Raw genomic sequence first — 18,824 nt, 5'->3', positions numbered from 1 at the left:
ATGTGATTTACCGCCTTGTATCTCCCTATCATTTCTGCTTTTTTGTTGGGTACCCAAACACCTATTTCTTCAACAAAATCCACCCGACCCAACATGGCTGGCAGTAAGCTCAACACCTGGCGCCAATTGCGTTTGATCGATATTCAAGACCCAGCCATAGTCAGCGCGACGGAGTCGGTACATTGCCATCAAGCTCAATTCTTCTGAGCCAGGCAGACGACGCTCGCCCGGCTGCAAACTGGCGGCCATGAAATCTCCATCATCGCCGCTGAGGCCTATGCCTAAAGCATCACCATATTCATGCAAGAGCGCAGAGAGCAACTCCGTCTTACCATCCGACGCGGCACCGAAATTGGCGAGTAAATCCATCCAATCCGTTTGATAGCTGGTCTCACCGACGGCTAGCTGCTGAGGAACATCTACGCCATCTTTCGAAGAAACTCTAATTATCTTCGGCGAACACAAGCGATCATATTCGCGCTGGGTAGTTTCATCATTTGTGTCATGATCTGGAGCAACATGGAATTTCTCAATCACTTTCACATGCTTCCCAGCGTATTCCACATCAAATATCGCCTTATCCATGCCCGAATAACTTGGGTTGGTAACGTAATATTTGAACCAGTGCCCTGACTCGGTTAAGTGGGAAGCTTTCATCACACCGTATGTGGGCTGTTGCAATATCACTACTTTTCCAACATCATCTATTTTGAATGTTTTTTGCTTTGAAGTTTGGCTGAAATAATGATTTAAGGTGAAGTCTGGCGAAGTAACTCCACCACCATCACCATACGTCCAGTCAGTGCTTATATACCCACATCTACTTAAAACCATCGCGTACTTGCCAGGCGAGGTATTCGCCATCTGGGGAGATGCTCTCTCGTTCAAATTCGCATCCCCCGCGACCTGTAATTGTTGACGATTCCCAGATTCGGAAACAATATCCTGCCGCGTCGGCGGCTTGAGATACATGTGAATATGGTTATCGTGAAATGGGTGCGTGACACTCGTAATACCTAAAGCACGTAAAACAGCACGCATATAGGGGTAGGTGTTCTTCCCGTCCGTACCATTATTCACATAGGAGTCAACAATGCCACCAAATAATGCATCACTAATGATGCTTTTATTCTGATTTGAAATGTGCGATGCCACTTCATCAAGTGAACCATTGCTCTTTTTGGTGACGGCATACATGGATAAATAATCGCGAATCGCAGCACGTTGATTGTTCTCAAGACCTAATTGGGCGCCATCCTCAACGAGACCCAACATCTGCGATAGTGCAAGCGCTTTATCATTATCCCAACCACTTGCAAATGCTGCTGCAACAGATGAAATTTGAGCCTCCAAACCCGCAATCGAGTCGTTATTAGCCATATGCTTCGAGTTAATATATACGTCCGGTCCAATTCCAAGATCCATAGCCATCCCCAAATCACGTGTTTGATGCATAGCAGGCGTTTTGCCTAAATTCGCATCGACTGCGCCACTAAATTTACTACCCGCCGTAGGTATTTCTCCCAAAAAGCGCGCATCCACAAAATCGCGGGCATCAGTTCACCATTCATGCTTGGGCAGTATTACCACCCCCCTCCATTATGAGATCAAATTACTTCAAGAGGACCGCAATTTTTCGACAACGGTGCGCTTGATCAAAAGTAGATTTTCAAAAAGTATCCCTTTAACAGAAACGCTATCTGCAGTCCGCTTACACCATTATCGGGAACATCTGATACGCGATAAGCATGATTTTGCGGCGCATCTCGATGCGTCCTACTTTTGCGGGTTACGGCCTTGCATCAACAAACAAAAAAACCGGGCGTTAACCCGGTTTTTTTTGCTGATTCGACGCGAACATCGAAGTGAACAACAGATCAGCCCACCCACTTACGCGCATTGCGGAACATGCGCATCCATGGTGTGTCCTCGCCCCAGGACTCTGGTGCCCAGGATTGAACTACTGAGCGGAATACGCGCTCAGGATGGGGCATCATCACTGTGAAGCGCCCGTCCAGATTGGTCACCGCAGTAATGCCGGCTGGCGAGCCATTTGGATTGAAAGGATAAGCCTCAGTGGCCTGACCCGCATTATTCACAAAACGCAGAGCGGCGCTTGCCTCGCTCTGCTTGCCTGTCTGTGAAAAGTCAGCAAAGCCCTCACCATGCGCGACTGCGATTGGCGTCTGTGTACCGGCCATACCGGCAAACAGAATCGATTGCGACTCCAGCACTTCCACCATCGCAAAACGGGCTTCAAACTGCTCCGATTTATTACGCGTGAATTTAGGCCATGCCTGCGCACCAGGGATGATGGATTTCAGATTACTCATCATCTGACAGCCATTACAAATACCCAGGCCGAAGGTGTCATTACGGTGGAAGAAGCCGGAGAATTGCTCGGCCATCATTTGGTTAAACAGGATGGTTTTCGCCCAGCCCTCACCCGCACCCAATACGTCACCGTAGGAGAAACCACCGACAGCGATCAGGCCTTTAAAGTCTTGCAGATTGGCGCGACCAGCGATCAGATCACTCATGTGAACGTCGACTGCTTCAAATCCAGCCTTGTGCATCACATAGGCCGTTTCGATGTGCGAATTCACACCCTGCTCGCGCAGGATAGCGACCTTAGGGCGGACACCGGTTGCGATAAACGGAGCAGCAATATCTTCCTGCATATCAAAGCTGATACGTGGCTGCATACCCGGATCATTGACATCCAGAATTCGCGCATATTCAGCGTCAGCACAAGCCGGATTGTCACGCAAACGGGCGATCTGCCAGCTGGTTTTGCTCCAGATCTGATGCAGGCTGCTGCGCTTCGCCGCGTAGATCTGCTTCACATCACGGGTGAATTCTATGCTGTCTCCGGCATTCACTTTGCCGATGATATGGCTGCAGGCACCCAGTTGATGCGCACGCAGCACATCCATTACTTCTGAACGCTGCTCAGTACGAACTTGTATCACTGCACCCAGCTCTTCATTGAACAAAGCGCGCAGGGTCAGTTCATTTCTGCGCTCAGGAATCTGACCGGCCCAGTTTTTCGCATCACCCTGGTCGGCCGCATGGCCGCCGTCCATCGCCAGAATATCCAGATTCACCGACAAACCAGCACGACCCGCGAATGCCATTTCGCACAAGGTGGCATACAAACCACCGTCAGAGCGGTCATGGTAGGCCAGTAATTTTTCTTCACGATTCAGCGTCTGAATCGCCGCAAAGAAAGCTTTCAGATCTTCTGGCTGGTCCAGATCCGGCACTTCATCACCGATGCGTTGCATGACTTGCGCAAAGGCAGACGCGCCCAGACGATTTTTACCACGGCCCAGATCGATCAGAATCAGGCTGGTATCACCTTTATCGAGCTGCAATTGTGGGGTCAGTGAACGACGTACATCGTAGACAGGAGCAAAAGCAGAAATAATCAGCGACACTGGCGAGGTGACTGACTTGGCCACACCGTCATCACTCCAGGTGGTACGCATAGACAGGGAATCTTTACCGACCGGGATGCTGATGCCCAGTGCAGGACAGACATCCATACCTACCGCTTTCACCGTATCAAACAGCGCAGCATCCTGACCTGGCTGACCACAGGCAGCCATCCAGTTAGCCGACAATTTGATATCCGAGATAGCCTGAATCGGTGCAGCAGCGATATTAGTAATCGCCTCACCGACCGCCATACGGCCTGATGCCGGAGCATTGATGACGGCCAGCGGGGTGCGCTCACCCATAGACATTGCTTCGCCCAGATAACCGTCAAAACTCATGGTGGTCACTGCACAGTCAGCCACCGGTACCTGCCAGGGACCGACCATCTGGTCACGCACCGTGGTTGCACCGACGGTACGGTCACCAATGGTAATCAGGAAGGATTTATCGGCCACAGTAGGCAGGCTCAGCACGCGTTCTGCAGCAGTTGCCAACTCGATACCGGTCAGATCTATCGCTTGCAAGGTCTGGGTCTGACGCTCTACCTGACGATGCATCTTAGGCGGTTTGCCGAGCAATACATTCATCGGCATATCGACCGGTGCATTGTCATGCAAAGGATCGATTACCTTTAACTGACGTTCTTCGGTCGCCGTACCAACTACCGCAAACGGGCAGCGCTCACGTTCGCAGAAAGCCTGGAACACAGCCAGCGATTCAGGCGAAATCGCGAGTACATAGCGTTCCTGAGATTCATTACTCCAGATTTCCTTCGGTGCCAGGCCACTCTCTTCCAGCGGCACTTTACGCAAATCAAACAGTGCACCGCGCTTGGCGTCATTGGTGATTTCCGGGAAGGCGTTAGACAAACCACCGGCGCCGACGTCATGGATAGACAGGATAGGATTCTCATCGCCGAGTTGCCAGCAAGAGTTAATCACTTCCTGAGCACGACGCTCCATTTCCGGATTGCCGCGCTGTACCGAGTCAAAATCCAGATCGGCGGTGTTGGTACCGGTTGCCATCGAGGATGCAGCACTGCCACCCATGCCGATACGCATACCTGGGCCACCCAGCTGTATCAGTAAGCTGCCGACTGGCAAATCATTTTTGTGGGTGTGTTTGGCAGAGATATTGCCGATACCACCCGCAATCATGATGGGCTTATGGTAGCCATACACAGTACCCGCAACATTCTGCTCATAGGTACGGAAATAGCCGCCCAGATTCGGGCGTCCAAATTCATTATTGAATGCTGCACCGCCAATAGGGCCGTCTATCATGATCTGCAAAGGTGAAGCAATGCGATCTGGCTTACCATAGAACTCCGTGCTGGCTGTACCGGTATTGCAATCACCTGCGTTTTCCCATGGCTGTACGGAACCGGGGATCGCAAGATTGGATACCGTAAAGCCGCACAAACCTGCTTTAGGCTTAGCACCACGCCCAGTCGCACCTTCATCACGGATTTCACCACCGGCACCGGTGGAGGCACCTGGGAAAGGAGAAATGGCGGTCGGGTGATTGTGGGTTTCCACCTTCATCAGGATATGCGTGAGTTCTTCACTGGCCTGGTAGGTATTATTCTTAGGATAGAAACGGGTGACAGATGCACCCTCGATGATGGAGGAGTTATCGCTGTACGCAACAACGGTGCCTTGCGGGTGTAATTCGTGGGTATTTTTGATCATCTGGAACAAAGACTTGTCTTGCTTTTCGCCGTCTATGGTCCAGTCTGCATTGAAGATTTTGTGGCGGCAATGTTCGCTATTAGCCTGGGCAAACATCATTAACTCAACATCGGTGGGATTACGTTTGGCAGCGGTAAATGCATCCACCAGGTAATCAATTTCATCATCCGACAAAGCCAGACCGAGCTCAGTATTTGCATTGATCAAGGCTTGCTTACCACCACCTAATACGTCGATCGACTCCAACAGTTTTGCATCCAACTCACCGAACAGCATACTCACCTGCTGTAAATCACCGAGTACTGTCTCCGTCATTCTGTCATGTAAGGCTAAGGCAACAGCTTCACGAGTGTGGGCATCGAGTGACTTCGCTTTTCCGAGCAGGCTATGCTTCATATGCACAAAGTAACTGATCCCTCTTTCGATTCGCCGTATTTGCTGCATGCCGCAGTTTCTGGCGATATCAGTTGCTTTACTGGCCCAGGGAGAAATCGTACCTACCCGGGGAATCACAACAAATATTTCACCGGTTTCTGGTCCGGCATAAGGATCACCGTAGGTCAGCAAGGCTTGCAAACGCTCTGTGTCGGCAGTGCTGAGCGTGGCGCTGGCATCGACAAAATGCTGGTAGCGCGCAGTAACGCCGACGATATCAGGCGCTATGCTTTGCAAACGGGAAAGAAGATTGGCGGTACGGAAACTAGACAGGGCATTAGAGCCTGGCAAAATCAACATGGCTGAGAGATAGTTGAGGCAATAGCTCGAGACAGTTCTCTCTCACTATCGCTGGTTGGATGAGAAGACTGAGATTATACTCCTTTGCTCCCCACCCACTCCAGACTACATGTATTTTTATCCGTGGAAATACCTGACTTAATTCGAGAATACCAGGGTCTCCCCTAATTCCTTGGTCTTTGTTAGCTTTTTGGCATAGGGTTTATTTTGAAAATCAGCCAGATCTTCTTTTAACACCAACAATGCAACTTTGCGCTCAGCAAGCAAATCAGCAAAACTCAAATCATCGATCGCCACTGAATTTTTATGGAGTTTATTTCCCCAGTAAAGGTCATTACTGCGGATATCAACGATTCTGACGACACGCTGCAAATAAAAAGGCAGAGAAGATTGCTGCTCAAAAACACGATATAACACGGCTTCATGCTGCGGCAGCGTATGTTGCATCCAGTGTACCAATGCGCGCGTCGACACTTTCCCATCCATACCAGCGGCGACATTCAACAGCAGCGGCAAGCCCAGTACAGGAATCAGCACAAATGTGCTCACACCGGCCTTGGGCCATATCAATGCAATCAACATCACGAGGAAGCTGGCACATAAAAAAATGATCCCGACCCAAGCAGTTAATTCATTTTGTCCCATACCGAAGGCGAGGACTTCCTCGCTGGCAGATGTAGCCTGCCCCCAACCCCAATACGCGACAGCGGCAAACAAAACCATCAGCAAGGCCGAAGGAAACACGATACCTGCCTTGCCGCCATAGCCCTTCTCTTCCAGCCAGAAAGCCATTTGCATCGCCATCAGCGGCATCACTGTCACCAGGTAATAATTGGCTTTCGCACTGGATACCGAGAAAAACAATAAGGGCATCAGCCACCCAGCCAACAGGAAGAGATGCAAACGCTTATCGGCCGGAATGACACGCCGGACAAACAGCAATACCGGTAACAGGAAAGACCAGGGGAAAAGGAAAATCACTACCCGTGGCAAGTAATACCACCACGCCCCGGCATAGTAATCATGCGGCTCGCGCTTACCCAGAAAGCGCAAAACATGTTCGTTAATGAAGTAAAACCAGGCGAAAATCGGTTCCGTCGCCGCTGCAACAATATGCCAGGGCGCAGCCACCAGCAAGAAGACTGCAATTGCGCGCCAGTCCAGCCACAGGCCAATACCAGCCAGGACATCACGGAAGGATGTAGCCCGCAACACCAGATAGACGCCCAGCACGGCCGAAAACAAGATCAGTGCTACAAAGCCTTTTGCCAGCAAAGCCAGCCCCAATGCGACCGCTGCAAGGTATAGATGCTTACGTTTGCGTTTTTCCGTGTACAGATAAGCCGCCATCACTGCAGTCATCAGAAATACCGTCAGCAGCATGTCAAACATCAACACCCTGGCCATGGCAGTCACACCCAGACCACTGACAAAGATGAGTGCGGCCATACGCCCTGCCTGTGGTCGCGCCACTGACTTGGAAAACCATAAAATCAGCCCAACGCAGCCCAGCCCCGACAAGGCTGGCACCAGCCGTATTACCCATTCTGATTGCCCGAAAATTCCCATAAACAGTGCCGTAAGCCAATACAACAAGGGAGGTTTTTCCATATAGGCCAAACCATTCAGATGGGGAATAATCCAATGCCGCCAATCGCCGGAAGCCAGCATTTCACGCGGGATTTCGGCATACAAGCCTTCATTATTATTCAGTACCGGATAGGCCCCGAGCCAGAATCCGAAAAAATAAACCGCAAAGCCCCACACCAGCCACAAGGGCAGCACGGGAACTGATAATGAAGTACTTTTATTCATCCTGACACAATCTGTAATTCAGCAAAAAAAACGGCAAGCCAGATGCTTGCCGTTGCCTGGAGGTAAAAAAAATTTAAGCGGCTGCAGCGACGTTTTTGGCCCAGACCAAGGCGGACAAGTGAGCGGCATTCACATCTTCAGCGGAAATTTTAAGCGATTCCGCCAGAGATCCCACCAACATACTATTGAGTTCACATGCCTCTGCCAATGCCAGATACGGGCCAAACAAACCACCTCTTGAGATCAAGGCTTCCGTTACAACTTCGGGTAATTGAATCGAAGCCATAATCTGATCCATGGGCAAGCCCAGCAAGCGATCAAGCAGAGAAAACATACCGGCAACAAATAAGTTTTCAGCTTCTGCCTTAGGCATTTTCATTTGGCCTAATAATTCAGCGAAACGACCACGTACGATCGCCGTCTCAAGCAATACCGGCGAATAGCCACTGGTACTTGCTGTCGCCAATAACACCGTCAACCAGCGATAGAGTGGACTATAACCTAACATCTGTACCGCGTGCTTCAATGATTGTACTTCAGTGCGCAGACCAAAACCGGCGGAATTGATATAGCGCAGCAATTTATAGGCAAGGGTCGCATCGCGCTTCACGACCAATTCCAACTGTTGGATGTCAGCATTTTTTCTGACCATTTCCATCAATTGCAAAATTGTGGTCTGTGAAGGATTGAGCGCTTTGACTGCGGTATTCGGTTTTGGGGTGAGGTGCAATTTTCCGACAAAACTATCCAGAGAAAGTGCTGAGCAAGCATCAAAATCCTGCCAGCTTGCCACATTCCTTGCCACCATTTTGACGGAAGACTGCTTCAAAGACGCATAGACTTTGGCCTGAGAGGCGAAATTCGCTGCGTTCAGTTTCACTTCGATATGCGTGACAAAGGCAAAAAAACCGCGCTCCAGAGTGGTAATCTCGGCTCCACGCAGGCAAATACCATAGCCCAGGTCACGCAAAGTTTTAACTGCTGCCATATTCGCGCTATCAGCGAAGTGCTTTTTATGCAGGATCAAAACGGTGTTCTTAGGCGGGAAAAGTTTGAGTCCCTCAACTTGCAATAACTGGGGCGCTGCCTCGAGAAAGATCAGGCTGTCATCTAATAAAAAGCCTTTATCATCATCATTGAGATGACCTGCAACGAACTCCAGCAACGCATCGAGACTATCGACATCCGATTCCACAGCTGGATTATTGTTTTGCCAGGAAAACTGAAACCCTATTACTTTTTGTTTAGGATCCAGTAAAGGCTCGCGCACGATGAAGTGAGTTTCGACCATATATACAATTTTCAAAGAAGTTCCGGATTAACAGCTGAATGCCTCGCTTACCAAGCCCAGACGCAGCATTCAAGGCAAGGATGCCGCCACTGCGCAGGACAGTGAATGGCCAGTCTGTCAGACTTCATAAAATCACCGCAAATTATCTTACGGCTGGTTACAAGAAATGATGCCATAACACAACATTATCCACACTAGTGAGCACAAAGCATCAGGCATTTCACACTTTTCAAAAAACTCAGCCCCCCAAAAAAAACGGGCTTTGTTGTCTGCAAGCATACGGACAACAAAGCCTTGTGTCAGGTAGATTTCTGATTCAAGCTTACATGCGGACTCTGCAATGCACGGAGCTGGTATCAGGCTGGTTTTCCGAGTTTTTCAAAAATCTTAGTCAGCTTTTCATCCAGGGTCGCAGCAGTAAAAGGTTTCACCACATAACCATTCGCACCAGCCTGAGCTGCTGCAATAATATTTTCCTTCTTCGCCTCAGCAGTCACCATCAAGACTGGCAATTTGGATAAAGCCGGATCAGCACGAATATGCTGCAACATGGTCAAACCGTCCATGTTAGGCATGTTCCAGTCAGAAATGACGAAATCGAAGTCGCCATTCTTTAATTTAGCCAGACCCATTGCGCCGTCTTCAGCCTCATCCACGTTGGAATAACCCAATTCTTTGAGCAAATTCCTGACGATACGTCGCATGGTAGAAAAGTCGTCGACAACTAAAAATTTGAGATTTTGGTCAGCCATGAATTACTCCAATATTTCTTTAAAGATAGTTGTTAGTATTATCGGTCAAATTACAATTTCTGGGTGCCGAAATTGCAGAAAAGCATAAAAAACGTAGTGAGAACTACACCCTTAATGCCCGGCTGCCATGCGTTGCCAAGTATTGCAGAACTTTAGCAGGCAATTCATTGAGTGGAGCAACTTCATGTGTACCTCCGGCAGCGATTGCCTCTTTTGGCATACCAAATACAACACAGCTCGCTTCATCCTGAGCAAAATTATAGGCGCCTGCATTTTTCATTTCCAACATGCCGGCTGCACCATCTTTGCCCATGCCAGTCAAAATAACACCGACCGCATTCTTACCAGCACAAGTCGCGGCTGAGCGGAACAGCACATCAACCGAAGGACGATGCCGGTTGACAGGCTCCCCCGTATCCAACTGGGTCACATAGTTTGCACCACTCCGCCCCAATAACAGATGAGAATGACCAGGTGCAATATACGCATGGCCTGGCAATACACGTTCGCCGCCACTAGCCTCAGCCACTGAAATTTTACACAAGCCATCCAGTCGCTTTGCAAAAGAACGGGTAAATCCTTCAGGCATATGCTGGGTAATCAGGATACCCGGGCAATCCGAAGGCATCTGCACCAGGAAATTTTTAATCGCCTCCGTCCCACCGGTAGATGCGCCAATGATAATCAGCTTTTCACTACTCGTCAGAGGATTGCGCACTGGCGGCAAACTCTCTTGTGCCACTTTAGCATGATCAGCCACCGCTGCAGCACGACGAATTCTGGCTTTCGACGCCACCCTGATCTTTTCAGTAATCAGATCTGCGTATTCCCGCATACCACTCTGTATGGACAGCTTAGGCTTGGTCACAAAATCCACCGCACCCAACTCTAAGGCACGCATCGTTATCTCTGAACCACGCTCAGTCAGCGAAGAAACCATGATGACGGGCATCGGACGCAAGCGCATCAGCCGTTCCAGAAAGTCCAGGCCATCCATCTTGGGCATTTCCACATCCAGCGTCAGGACATCGGGATTGGTCTGCTTAATGAGCTCTCTTGCAACCAACGGATCAGGCGCCACACCAACCACCTCCATGTCTGGCTGGCTACCGATAATTTCACTCATTACGCTACGAATCAGAGCGGAGTCGTCAACTATCAATACTTTTATTTTCATTCTTCAAACTCCACAACCACACATTTATCACGACCATCCATCATTTCAGAACAAATCAACCTCACCACCAACAGAGGTGGTTTTGAGACGGCTGGCGTAATCCTGTTCACGTTTTCTCAATGTATCGTTATGCTCGACTTTCAGCTTTTTCACAAGTACTTTGCCGGTACGTGGAAAAAAATATACTTTCCTAGGATAAATATCATTCAGATCTTCAGCAATCACACGCATTCTCTCTGCGCGCAGGTAATCCAAAACGAATTTAGCATTTCGCTCACCAACATTGATTGCTGTAAAACCGCGCAAGACATTACCGCCGCCAAAGACCTTTGCCTCCATGTTTTCTCTCTTGGCACCAGCTTTCAGAAGCTCATTAATCAGCACTTCCATCGCATAGGTACCATAGCGCATCGAGGCCGACACCGGATTATCGGCATCACCGCCCGTATCTGGCAACATAAAGTGGTTCATTCCACCCACGCCCGACACCCGGTCACGAATACACGCTGAGACACAGGAGCCCAACACGGTGACAATCAGCATATCCTTGTTGGTGAAATAAAATTCACCCGGCAATATCTTGGCAGCATCACAATCAAATGTGCGGTCATAGTAGACATTGGTTGCAAAATGCTCTTCGCTCAAGCTCATAAACTACCTTTATGCAGGTGACTTACTGATGGCCGGCCGGCAGTCCTGGAATTTGCCAGCTCGTAAACCGTCTTTCCCTTCAACTTCAGCTCATCAGTAACGTATAAAAAGTTTTCTGAATGCCCCGCAAACAACAAGGCATCCGACTTCATCAGCGGTGCAAATTTTTTCAGGATTTTCCCCTGAGTTGGCTTATCAAAGTAAATCATGACATTGCGACAAAAAATCGCGTCAAACTCACCGCTGACCGGCCAGCTATCTGCCAACAAGTTCAATTGCTTAAACGTGATCAGATCACGCAGTTCCTGCCTGACGCGAACCAAACCTTCTTGCGCTCCTTTTCCCTTCAGAAAAAACTTCCTGATTCTTTCCTGAGACATTTTTTCAATACGGTCTGCGTTATAAACACCTTTTGCTGCTGTATTGAGAACATTTGTATCAATATCAGTGGCAATAATCTGCGCTGGCGGACGCATAGTTCCAAATGCCTCACACAAAGTCATTGCTATCGAATAGGGTTCCTCACCGGTAGAACTGGCTGAACACCAGATACTGACCGGTGTTGCACACTTCTTGACGTGCTCTGCAAGGATAGGAAAATGATGCTCCTCCCTGAAAAAAGAAGTCAAATTAGTGGTCAGTGCATTGGTGAACGCTTCCCACTCCTGACTATCGTGATCACCCTCTAGCTTATTCAGATATTCTGTGAATGAAGTCAGGCCCGTCGCACGCAAACGCCTTGCCAACCGGCTGTAGACCATCTCCTGCTTGCTATCTGCCAGAGAAATACCAGCCCGCTTATAGATCAATTCACGTACCCGATCAAAATCCCGCGAATTGAAGTTAAACTCTTTCGAGGACTCTGATTTCACTCTATCGGTCATATTCCGCACCCAGGTAATTAGTCAGGAGCAAACTCAGAACTCCTCCCAGGAGTCATCGTCAGCACTATTTTTTGTTAGTTTTTTGGGTGAATTACCTTCTGCACTCACCTGAGGTATCGCTTTTTTCGCTGGCGCCGGCACTTTTGCCTCGCGCACAACAGGTCTGGCCGACGCGCTGATGGCATTGCCGGTATTCAATTTAAATACACTGACAGCCTGTGCGAGCGAAACTGACTGCTCTTCCATACTCTCAGCTGCGGCGGCAGCCTGCTCAACCAAAGCAGCATTTTGCTGGGTCATTTCATCCATCTGGGTAATGGCAAGATTGACCTGCTCAATACCGGAACTTTGTTCCTGGCTGGCGGCAGTAATTTCACTCATGATGTCCGCAACATGCTGAACACTGGTTACAATCTCGTCCATCGTTTTACCAGCTTCATCGACCAGCTTACTACCCTGATCTACTTTATCGACCGAATCACCAATCAAAGACTTGATTTCCTTGGCAGCGCTGGCACTGCGTTGTGCGAGATTTCTAACCTCTGCAGCAACAACCGCAAAACCACGCCCTTGCTCACCTGCACGCGCGGCTTCAACGGCAGCATTCAATGCCAGAATATTGGTCTGAAAAGCGATACCGTCGATCACACCGATAATATCGACTATCTTGCGTGAGCTGTCCTTAATCGATCCCATCGTTTCGACCACCTGGCCGACTACAGCACCGCCTTTTACCGCCACATTCGTCGCAGATACAACCAGCTGATTCGCCTGGCGTGCATTGTCTGCATTCTGTTTCACCGTGCTGGTCAATTCCTCCATAGAAGAAGCAGTTTCTTCCAGAGAGCTGGCCTGGGACTCTGTACGCTGGGACAAATCGGCATTTCCTGAGGCAATTTCTTGTGCCGCTACTGTGATCGTTTCAGTACCTGTCCTGACCTGTCCGACAGTGGCAGCCAGATTGTCATTCATATTTTTGAGTGCAATCAATAACTGCGCAACTTCGTCACTGCCCTCAACCTCTATCGTGCTTCGTAAATCACCGCTTGCTACAGTTTCTGCGAGCTGCAAAGACTCACTCAATGGCTTAGTAATGCTGGCGGTTAGCATCCACGCAACGAATGCACCGAAGGCGATAGACGCGACCAGGACTACGAACAATAAATATGAAAGTCTGGTTCCAGTGCGCGCTGCAGTCTCAAACTCCGTTTGCGCAGCAACAGTTTGCAGGTCAACCAACTTATTAATTTCCTGTATCGATTTACTACTGAGTGGCTCAAGTACCGAAGTGATGACCTTGACCGCCCCTTCACCATTGAAGGCCAATGCCTGCCCAACAGCATCCTTAAAGGGTTGTTCGATTTCCTTATCTATTCTCGCTACCTCAGCCAGAATTTTCTTTTCATCTTCAGATAAACCAAGACTGACCAGTTTTACTTTTGATTCTTCATACAGTTTTCTTTGCGCCTTGACCTTGCCTTCTTCTTTTTGCATTTCGCCGACATCAGATTGAATGCCGATATTGCGCATCGCGATGCCACCTTCATACACCGAGGTCTTCATTGCATTCGCAAGCAATTGCTTTTGATTTGCAACGCTCAGATTATCTGCCATCTCTTTACGACTTGATGCATTCATCGCATTCACGATCAACATCACAACAGTGATAGCACCAAGAATAAGGGCAAAACCTGCCCCCAAACGTGTACCAATTCTAAGATTACGCAAATTCATCGCAGTCCCCTCGCCATTTAAGATTTTCTAATTTAGACAAGTAAAGATTTAGCTGACGTGATCGACCAACCCCATTTCAGGGCTAGACATCAGTTTATCGATATCAACCAGGATCAACATACGATCCTCCAACGTGCCCAGGCCAATCAAAAAGTCAGTACTAAATGTAGTACCCATCTCCGGAGCAGGTCTTACCTGCCCAGGCATCAGCGTGGTTACATCCGACACGCTGTCAACCACCATACCAACAATTCTGCCCTCGATATTCAGGATAATCACCACAGTAAACTGATCGTAGGACGGTGTGCCAAGATTAAACTTAATGCGCATATCGACTACAGGAACAATGATGCCTCGCAGGTTAATCACACCCTTCAGAAATTCCGGCGCATTAGCGATCCTGGTCACTGCTTCATAACCACGAATTTCCTGTACTTTCAGGATATCTATCCCATACTCCTCATTTCCCAAAGTAAAAGCCAAAAACTCATGACCGGCGATATCGACCGAAGCGCCTTCGTCCGAAGAGTTTGCATCGTTTTGAAATTGAGTTGCTTGAGTCATCATATGTCCTTCAAAAAATCTTTGTAGTCAATTTTAATTATTTACCAGAGCGGAGTAACGCTGGCACATCCAGGATCAAGGCAACACCGCCATCCCCCAGGATGGTTGCACCGGAAATGCCAGGCACTTTCTTATAATTCGATTCGATATTTTTTACGACAACCTGTTGCTGACCGACCAGATCATCGACAAACAAGGCAGCTTTTTTACCATCAACCTCAACAATCACGACGATGCCGTCGGATGGTTCTAAGAATTTTGGTTCAAGCGCAAATTTTTTATGTAGTGCAACCAATTGCAGATACTCGTCCCTGACCTTAATCACTTTTCCTTTACCATTGACTTCTTTCACATCGTCTGGTGCAGGCTGCAGGGACTCGACCACGTAGCCAAGTGGAAGTATGTAAATTTCGTCACCCAGCTTAATCGACATGCCATCCAAAATCGCGAGTGTGAGTGGCAAGGAGATCGTAATCGTGGTACCAAAGCCGCGCGCTGAACGTATATCAACCACCCCGCCCATCGCTGTGATATTGCGCTTGACCACATCCATACCAACGCCGCGACCGGATACGTCTGTCACTACATCCGCCGTGGAGAAGCCTGGCGCAAAAATTAACTGCCACACTTCGGGGTCTGTCATGTTGTCACTGACAGGCAAGCCATTCTGCTTTGCCTTCGCCAGTATCTTTTCTCTATGCAAACCACCACCATCGTCACTGACTTCGATAACGATATTGCCGCCCTGATGCACCGCAGATAAGGACAGGCGGCCGGTTTCGGTTTTACCAGCACTGACACGGGCAGCGGGCATTTCTATGCCATGATCGATACTGTTTCTGACCAGGTGAGTAAGCGGATCAACAATACGCTCTATCAAACCTTTATCTAGTTCAGTGGAAGCACCATAGGTAACAAACTCAACTTTCTTACCCAGCTTATTGGCCAGGTCGCGCACCATACGTGGGAAGCGTGAGAACACGTAGTCCATCGGCATCATGCGAATCGACATGACGGCTTCCTGCAAGTCACGCGTATTCCGCGTCAGGTGGGCAACACTGCTAAGCAGTCGTTCGTTCTCAATCGGATCCAGAAGCTGGGTGCGCTGTTCCAGCATCGCCTGGGTAATTACCAGTTCGCCGATCAGGTTGATCAGTTGATCAACCTTTTCTATCCCAACCCTGATCGTGGTGGATTCCTGGCTGGCAGCCGGTTTTTCGATTTCTTTTTTGGCTGCTATTTTCTTTTCTGAGCTAGGGCTGCTCATGGCGATTACTGGTGGTGTCACTGGCATTGCAGCACTTGTCGCAGCAGTGGTTTCACCTTCGAGCGGCGGAAACATTGCGTCTAATGGTTCAAAAAAACCATAGCCCAGTTCATCCTCACTGAGTTGCACCTCGGCAGCGGGAGCGGCAACCGCCTCTTCCGAAATTTTAAGGCAATCCGGATTTAAGATGAAAGAACAGATAGAAATAATATCGTCTTTGCCTTCATTGGTTTGCAAATGCAATACCATGCCATCCTTGGCGTCAGGCTCACTACTGATTTTCCCTAATAGTCCCAACTCAGACATGAGTGCATTTGCGTCGGCGTCACTTACAACAGGCAACTCTATTCTGAATGCAGAATGAAACGTTGTATTCTGGTGTTCGTCCTCTGCCAGACTCAAGGCTGGTTTTGGTGGCGGTGCTGCAGCATCGTCCTGGGACAAGGATTGCAACAGCATACGGACATCTGCCACCGCATCCTGGTCAACCGGTGAGCCCAAACGATGCCCATCAAGCTGCATCTTGAGCACATCTTTTGCCGACAAAAAAGCATCCACATGTTCGGCGGTTAAGGCCATTTCGCCTTTGCGGATTTTATCTAACAGGGACTCAAGGACATGAGTCACTTCGGTCATGTCGTTCAAACCAAAGGTGGACGCTCCACCCTTAATGGAATGCGCAGCCCGGAAAATGGCATTAAGATCTTCCGGATCTGGCGAAACCACATCGACCGCAAGCAGCAATTTTTCCTTCTCGGCCAAAAGCTCTTCTGCTTCATCAAAGAAGACCTGGAAAAACTGACTCATGTCAATCGTCATTATTACACTCCGAGATTTACATTAATGCGAAACAAGCCATGGCTTAGCCAATCACTTTTTTCACAACTTCTGTTAGCTTCTGCGGGTCGAAAGGCTTGACCAGCCAGCCATTGGCACCGGCGGCACGACCCTTTGCTTTCATATCATCACTCGACTCGGTGGTGAGCATCAGAATAGGCACTCTTTGATATGTAGCAAGTCCCCGTAAAGATTTAATCAAAGTCAAGCCGTCCATGCGTGGCATATTCTGGTCAGTCAGCACCAGATCAACGACTTGATTTCGGGCTTTTTCCAGCCCGTCCTGTCCATCTACGGCTTCAATTACCTGATAGCCAGCAGCCTTGAGGCTGAATGCAACCATTTGTCTTAACGATCCGGAATCGTCAACAGCTAAAATTGTCTTGGCCATAATTACTCCATCTACGAATGAAAGGCCCAATAGCTTGGGTTTCGCACAAAATTAAAATAATTCAATATCACCGCTATCCAGATGCTTCTGGTGAACTGCCTTCCTTAACAAACTCTGCAAATCTGCGCTCTGCTTATCAAGTCTTTGCGTTGTTTCCTTGAGCAGGGATTCCAGATCCTCATTCTCAGACTCAGTGGAAATATCATCACCAACCACACCCAGGGTCACCAACACTTCACGCAAGCCTTCACAGCGCTGCATCGTTCTGGATATAAGCTGACTGGTCAGATCCTGAAACTGCAGGCAGGTCACAGCAGAATTGATATGTGAGGCAATTTCACTCTGTATCAGCTTGAGACGGTCTACACTTTCATTAGTCACCGCACCTGAGTTAATGATCAGATTGATTTCATCCTGCTCTTTGATTACCGCAGAGTGCAGAGACATGAAACTGATACCCAGTTTTTCTATTGCCTCACCCAGTAACAAAGCCGTCTGGGCGAGGTCCGTTTCCACCTCGGATAAATGGGCACTGCTGTGATCAGAGACACCTGACAGCAGCTGTTTTACCTGGGGACCGAGCATTTTCTCTTTGGACATCTTGAGCATCCCGTATGCGTAAAATAAACAAGCGATGCAAACTTAAAGGTTACTTTGTACCTTTTACTGTCACTTCTGCTTTTGAATCTGATTGACTGGTTACTTCGACTGAGCCACCATCCTGAGATGCCGACTCCTCTGCTTTTTTATTCATCACGATGATGCTGATTCTTCGATTAACCGGATTGTAGGCATCCTGCTTATCAAACAATACTGATGAGGACAGCCCTACTACGCGCAGCACCTTAGACTCGTCCATACCACCGTAAATCAATTCGCGGCGCGATGCATTAGCGCGATCCGCTGACAGTTCCCAGTTGCTATACCCCTTTTCACCTAAGCCATAGGGCGTTGCGTCGGTGTGACCGGATAAACTGATGCGATTCGGCACCTCATTGAGCGCCTTACCAATCTCATGCAAAATTTCACGTGTATAGGGTTGCAGATCCGCCCTGGCCAACGCAAACATGGGTCGGTTCTGCTCGTCCACCATCTGAATACGCAAACCTTCGGTCGTAATGTCCAGCAACAACTGTTTTTTATACTGCTTTAAGGTTGGGTTCGATTCAATCACGGCCTCAATTTTTCCTTTGAGATTCTTCAGGCGCTCAGCCTCTTCTTTTGCGAGCGCTGCTTCCGCTGCCTGCAGGTTGTAAGTTTTCTTAGGTGAATCAATATCACCTTTACGGTTCTGGCCTTCTCTCAAACTGAGATCCTTACCACCACCTTTGATCACACTCGAGCTGTCACCACTACCATCCCCGCCAGCCATCGCAACTTTCAATGGGGTCTGAAAATATTCAGCAATACCCTGCAGATTTCCTTTTGCCGTTGACCCAAGTAACCACATCAACAGAAAAAAAGCCATCATTGCCGTTACAAAATCGGCGTAGGCGATTTTCCACGCACCACCATGATGACCACCGCCAGCTTTCTTAATACGCTTGACGATAATTGGCCTGAGTTCCTCATTTGCCATCACACTACCCCAGAA

At 48.8% G+C, this 18,824-nt stretch carries 14 protein-coding genes; all 14 read right to left on the bottom strand.

Features of this window, described 5'->3' with window-relative positions; all coding sequences use genetic code 11:
• Positions 1–69 precede the first annotated feature (69 nt).
• The 14 genes from H8K43_RS17775 to motB all read right to left on the bottom strand — a co-directional run bounded on the left by H8K43_RS17775 (position 70) and on the right by motB (position 18,809).
• The gene (locus tag H8K43_RS17775; RefSeq protein WP_186905099.1) at positions 70–1,542 is read right to left on the bottom strand and encodes a hypothetical protein; all 1,473 of its coding nucleotides are present in this window, start codon (positions 1,540–1,542) and stop codon (positions 70–72) included.
• Positions 1,543–1,877: 335 nt separating this feature from the next.
• Complete coding sequence (gene purL, locus H8K43_RS17770; protein WP_186905098.1) at positions 1,878–5,867, bottom strand: phosphoribosylformylglycinamidine synthase; 3,990 nt, start codon at positions 5,865–5,867, stop codon at positions 1,878–1,880.
• A 138-nt stretch (positions 5,868–6,005) separates the two neighbouring features.
• Positions 6,006–7,682 carry a glycosyltransferase family 39 protein gene (locus H8K43_RS17765; RefSeq protein WP_186905097.1) on the bottom strand — a complete coding sequence of 559 codons (1,677 nt, stop codon included), beginning with the start codon at positions 7,680–7,682 and terminating at the stop codon, positions 6,006–6,008.
• Positions 7,683–7,755: 73 nt separating this feature from the next.
• Positions 7,756–8,988 carry an EAL and HDOD domain-containing protein gene (locus H8K43_RS17760; RefSeq protein WP_329604539.1) on the bottom strand — a complete coding sequence of 411 codons (1,233 nt, stop codon included), beginning with the start codon at positions 8,986–8,988 and terminating at the stop codon, positions 7,756–7,758.
• A gap of 341 nt (positions 8,989–9,329) precedes the next feature.
• On the bottom strand, positions 9,330–9,725 hold the full coding sequence (cheY, locus tag H8K43_RS17755) for a chemotaxis response regulator CheY (protein WP_162020884.1): 396 nt from the start codon (positions 9,723–9,725) through the stop codon (positions 9,330–9,332).
• 103 nt (positions 9,726–9,828) lie between these two features.
• On the bottom strand, positions 9,829–10,902 hold the full coding sequence (locus H8K43_RS17750) for a protein-glutamate methylesterase/protein-glutamine glutaminase (RefSeq protein WP_186905096.1): 1,074 nt from the start codon (positions 10,900–10,902) through the stop codon (positions 9,829–9,831).
• 45 nt (positions 10,903–10,947) lie between these two features.
• Positions 10,948–11,553, bottom strand: coding sequence for a chemoreceptor glutamine deamidase CheD (gene cheD, locus H8K43_RS17745; RefSeq protein ID WP_186880480.1), 606 nt, complete (start codon positions 11,551–11,553; stop codon positions 10,948–10,950).
• Positions 11,550–12,437 (bottom strand): CheR family methyltransferase, encoded by an 888-nt coding sequence (locus tag H8K43_RS17740; protein WP_186905095.1) that lies wholly within the window; start codon positions 12,435–12,437, stop codon positions 11,550–11,552. Before H8K43_RS17740 ends, cheD begins: the two co-directional genes overlap by 4 nt.
• A gap of 33 nt (positions 12,438–12,470) precedes the next feature.
• Positions 12,471–14,171, bottom strand: a complete 1,701-nt coding sequence (locus tag H8K43_RS17735) for a methyl-accepting chemotaxis protein (RefSeq protein ID WP_186905094.1) — start codon at positions 14,169–14,171, stop codon at positions 12,471–12,473.
• A 48-nt stretch (positions 14,172–14,219) separates the two neighbouring features.
• A complete protein-coding gene (locus tag H8K43_RS17730; RefSeq protein WP_186905130.1) occupies positions 14,220–14,735 on the bottom strand; it encodes a chemotaxis protein CheW in 516 nt (171 codons plus the stop codon).
• A gap of 37 nt (positions 14,736–14,772) precedes the next feature.
• Entirely contained in the window at positions 14,773–16,821 is a 2,049-nt protein-coding gene (cheA, locus tag H8K43_RS17725) for a chemotaxis protein CheA (RefSeq protein WP_186905093.1), read from the bottom strand.
• Between the two features lie 43 nt (positions 16,822–16,864).
• A complete protein-coding gene (locus tag H8K43_RS17720; protein WP_162020889.1) occupies positions 16,865–17,230 on the bottom strand; it encodes a response regulator in 366 nt (121 codons plus the stop codon).
• Positions 17,231–17,281: 51 nt separating this feature from the next.
• Positions 17,282–17,830 (bottom strand): chemotaxis protein, encoded by a 549-nt coding sequence (locus H8K43_RS17715; protein ID WP_162020890.1) that lies wholly within the window; start codon positions 17,828–17,830, stop codon positions 17,282–17,284.
• 49 nt (positions 17,831–17,879) lie between these two features.
• Positions 17,880–18,809, bottom strand: a complete 930-nt coding sequence (motB, locus tag H8K43_RS17710) for a flagellar motor protein MotB (RefSeq protein WP_186905092.1) — start codon at positions 18,807–18,809, stop codon at positions 17,880–17,882.
• Between the last annotated feature and the right edge of the window lie 15 nt (positions 18,810–18,824).

The organism is Cognatundibacterium curvum (genome assembly GCF_014284235.1).
GTDB classification, from domain to species: Bacteria; Pseudomonadota; Gammaproteobacteria; order Burkholderiales; family Burkholderiaceae_D; genus Undibacterium; species Undibacterium curvum.
The sequence above is the reverse complement of the archived record's forward strand: the minus strand, read 5'-3'. Positions and strand labels throughout refer to the sequence as shown.

What these genes read in the sequence shown, in the direction of transcription:
- purL (WP_186905098.1), bottom strand. Translation starts at nt 5,867, where the DNA reads ATGTTGATTTTGCCAGGCTCTAATGCCCTGTCTAGTTTCCGTACCGCC.
- H8K43_RS17765 (WP_186905097.1), bottom strand. Translation starts at nt 7,682, where the DNA reads ATGAATAAAAGTACTTCATTATCAGTTCCCGTGCTGCCCTTGTGGCTG.
- cheY (WP_162020884.1), bottom strand. Translation starts at nt 9,725, where the DNA reads ATGGCTGACCAAAATCTCAAATTTTTAGTTGTCGACGACTTTTCTACC.
- H8K43_RS17750 (WP_186905096.1), bottom strand. Translation starts at nt 10,902, where the DNA reads ATGAAAATAAAAGTATTGATAGTTGACGACTCCGCTCTGATTCGTAGC.
- cheD (WP_186880480.1), bottom strand. Translation starts at nt 11,553, where the DNA reads ATGAGCTTGAGCGAAGAGCATTTTGCAACCAATGTCTACTATGACCGC.
- H8K43_RS17740 (WP_186905095.1), bottom strand. Translation starts at nt 12,437, where the DNA reads ATGACCGATAGAGTGAAATCAGAGTCCTCGAAAGAGTTTAACTTCAAT.
- H8K43_RS17735 (WP_186905094.1), bottom strand. Translation starts at nt 14,171, where the DNA reads ATGAATTTGCGTAATCTTAGAATTGGTACACGTTTGGGGGCAGGTTTT.
- H8K43_RS17730 (WP_186905130.1), bottom strand. Translation starts at nt 14,735, where the DNA reads ATGACTCAAGCAACTCAATTTCAAAACGATGCAAACTCTTCGGACGAA.
- cheA (WP_186905093.1), bottom strand. Translation starts at nt 16,821, where the DNA reads ATGACGATTGACATGAGTCAGTTTTTCCAGGTCTTCTTTGATGAAGCA.
- H8K43_RS17720 (WP_162020889.1), bottom strand. Translation starts at nt 17,230, where the DNA reads ATGGCCAAGACAATTTTAGCTGTTGACGATTCCGGATCGTTAAGACAA.
- H8K43_RS17715 (WP_162020890.1), bottom strand. Translation starts at nt 17,830, where the DNA reads ATGTCCAAAGAGAAAATGCTCGGTCCCCAGGTAAAACAGCTGCTGTCA.
- motB (WP_186905092.1), bottom strand. Translation starts at nt 18,809, where the DNA reads ATGGCAAATGAGGAACTCAGGCCAATTATCGTCAAGCGTATTAAGAAA.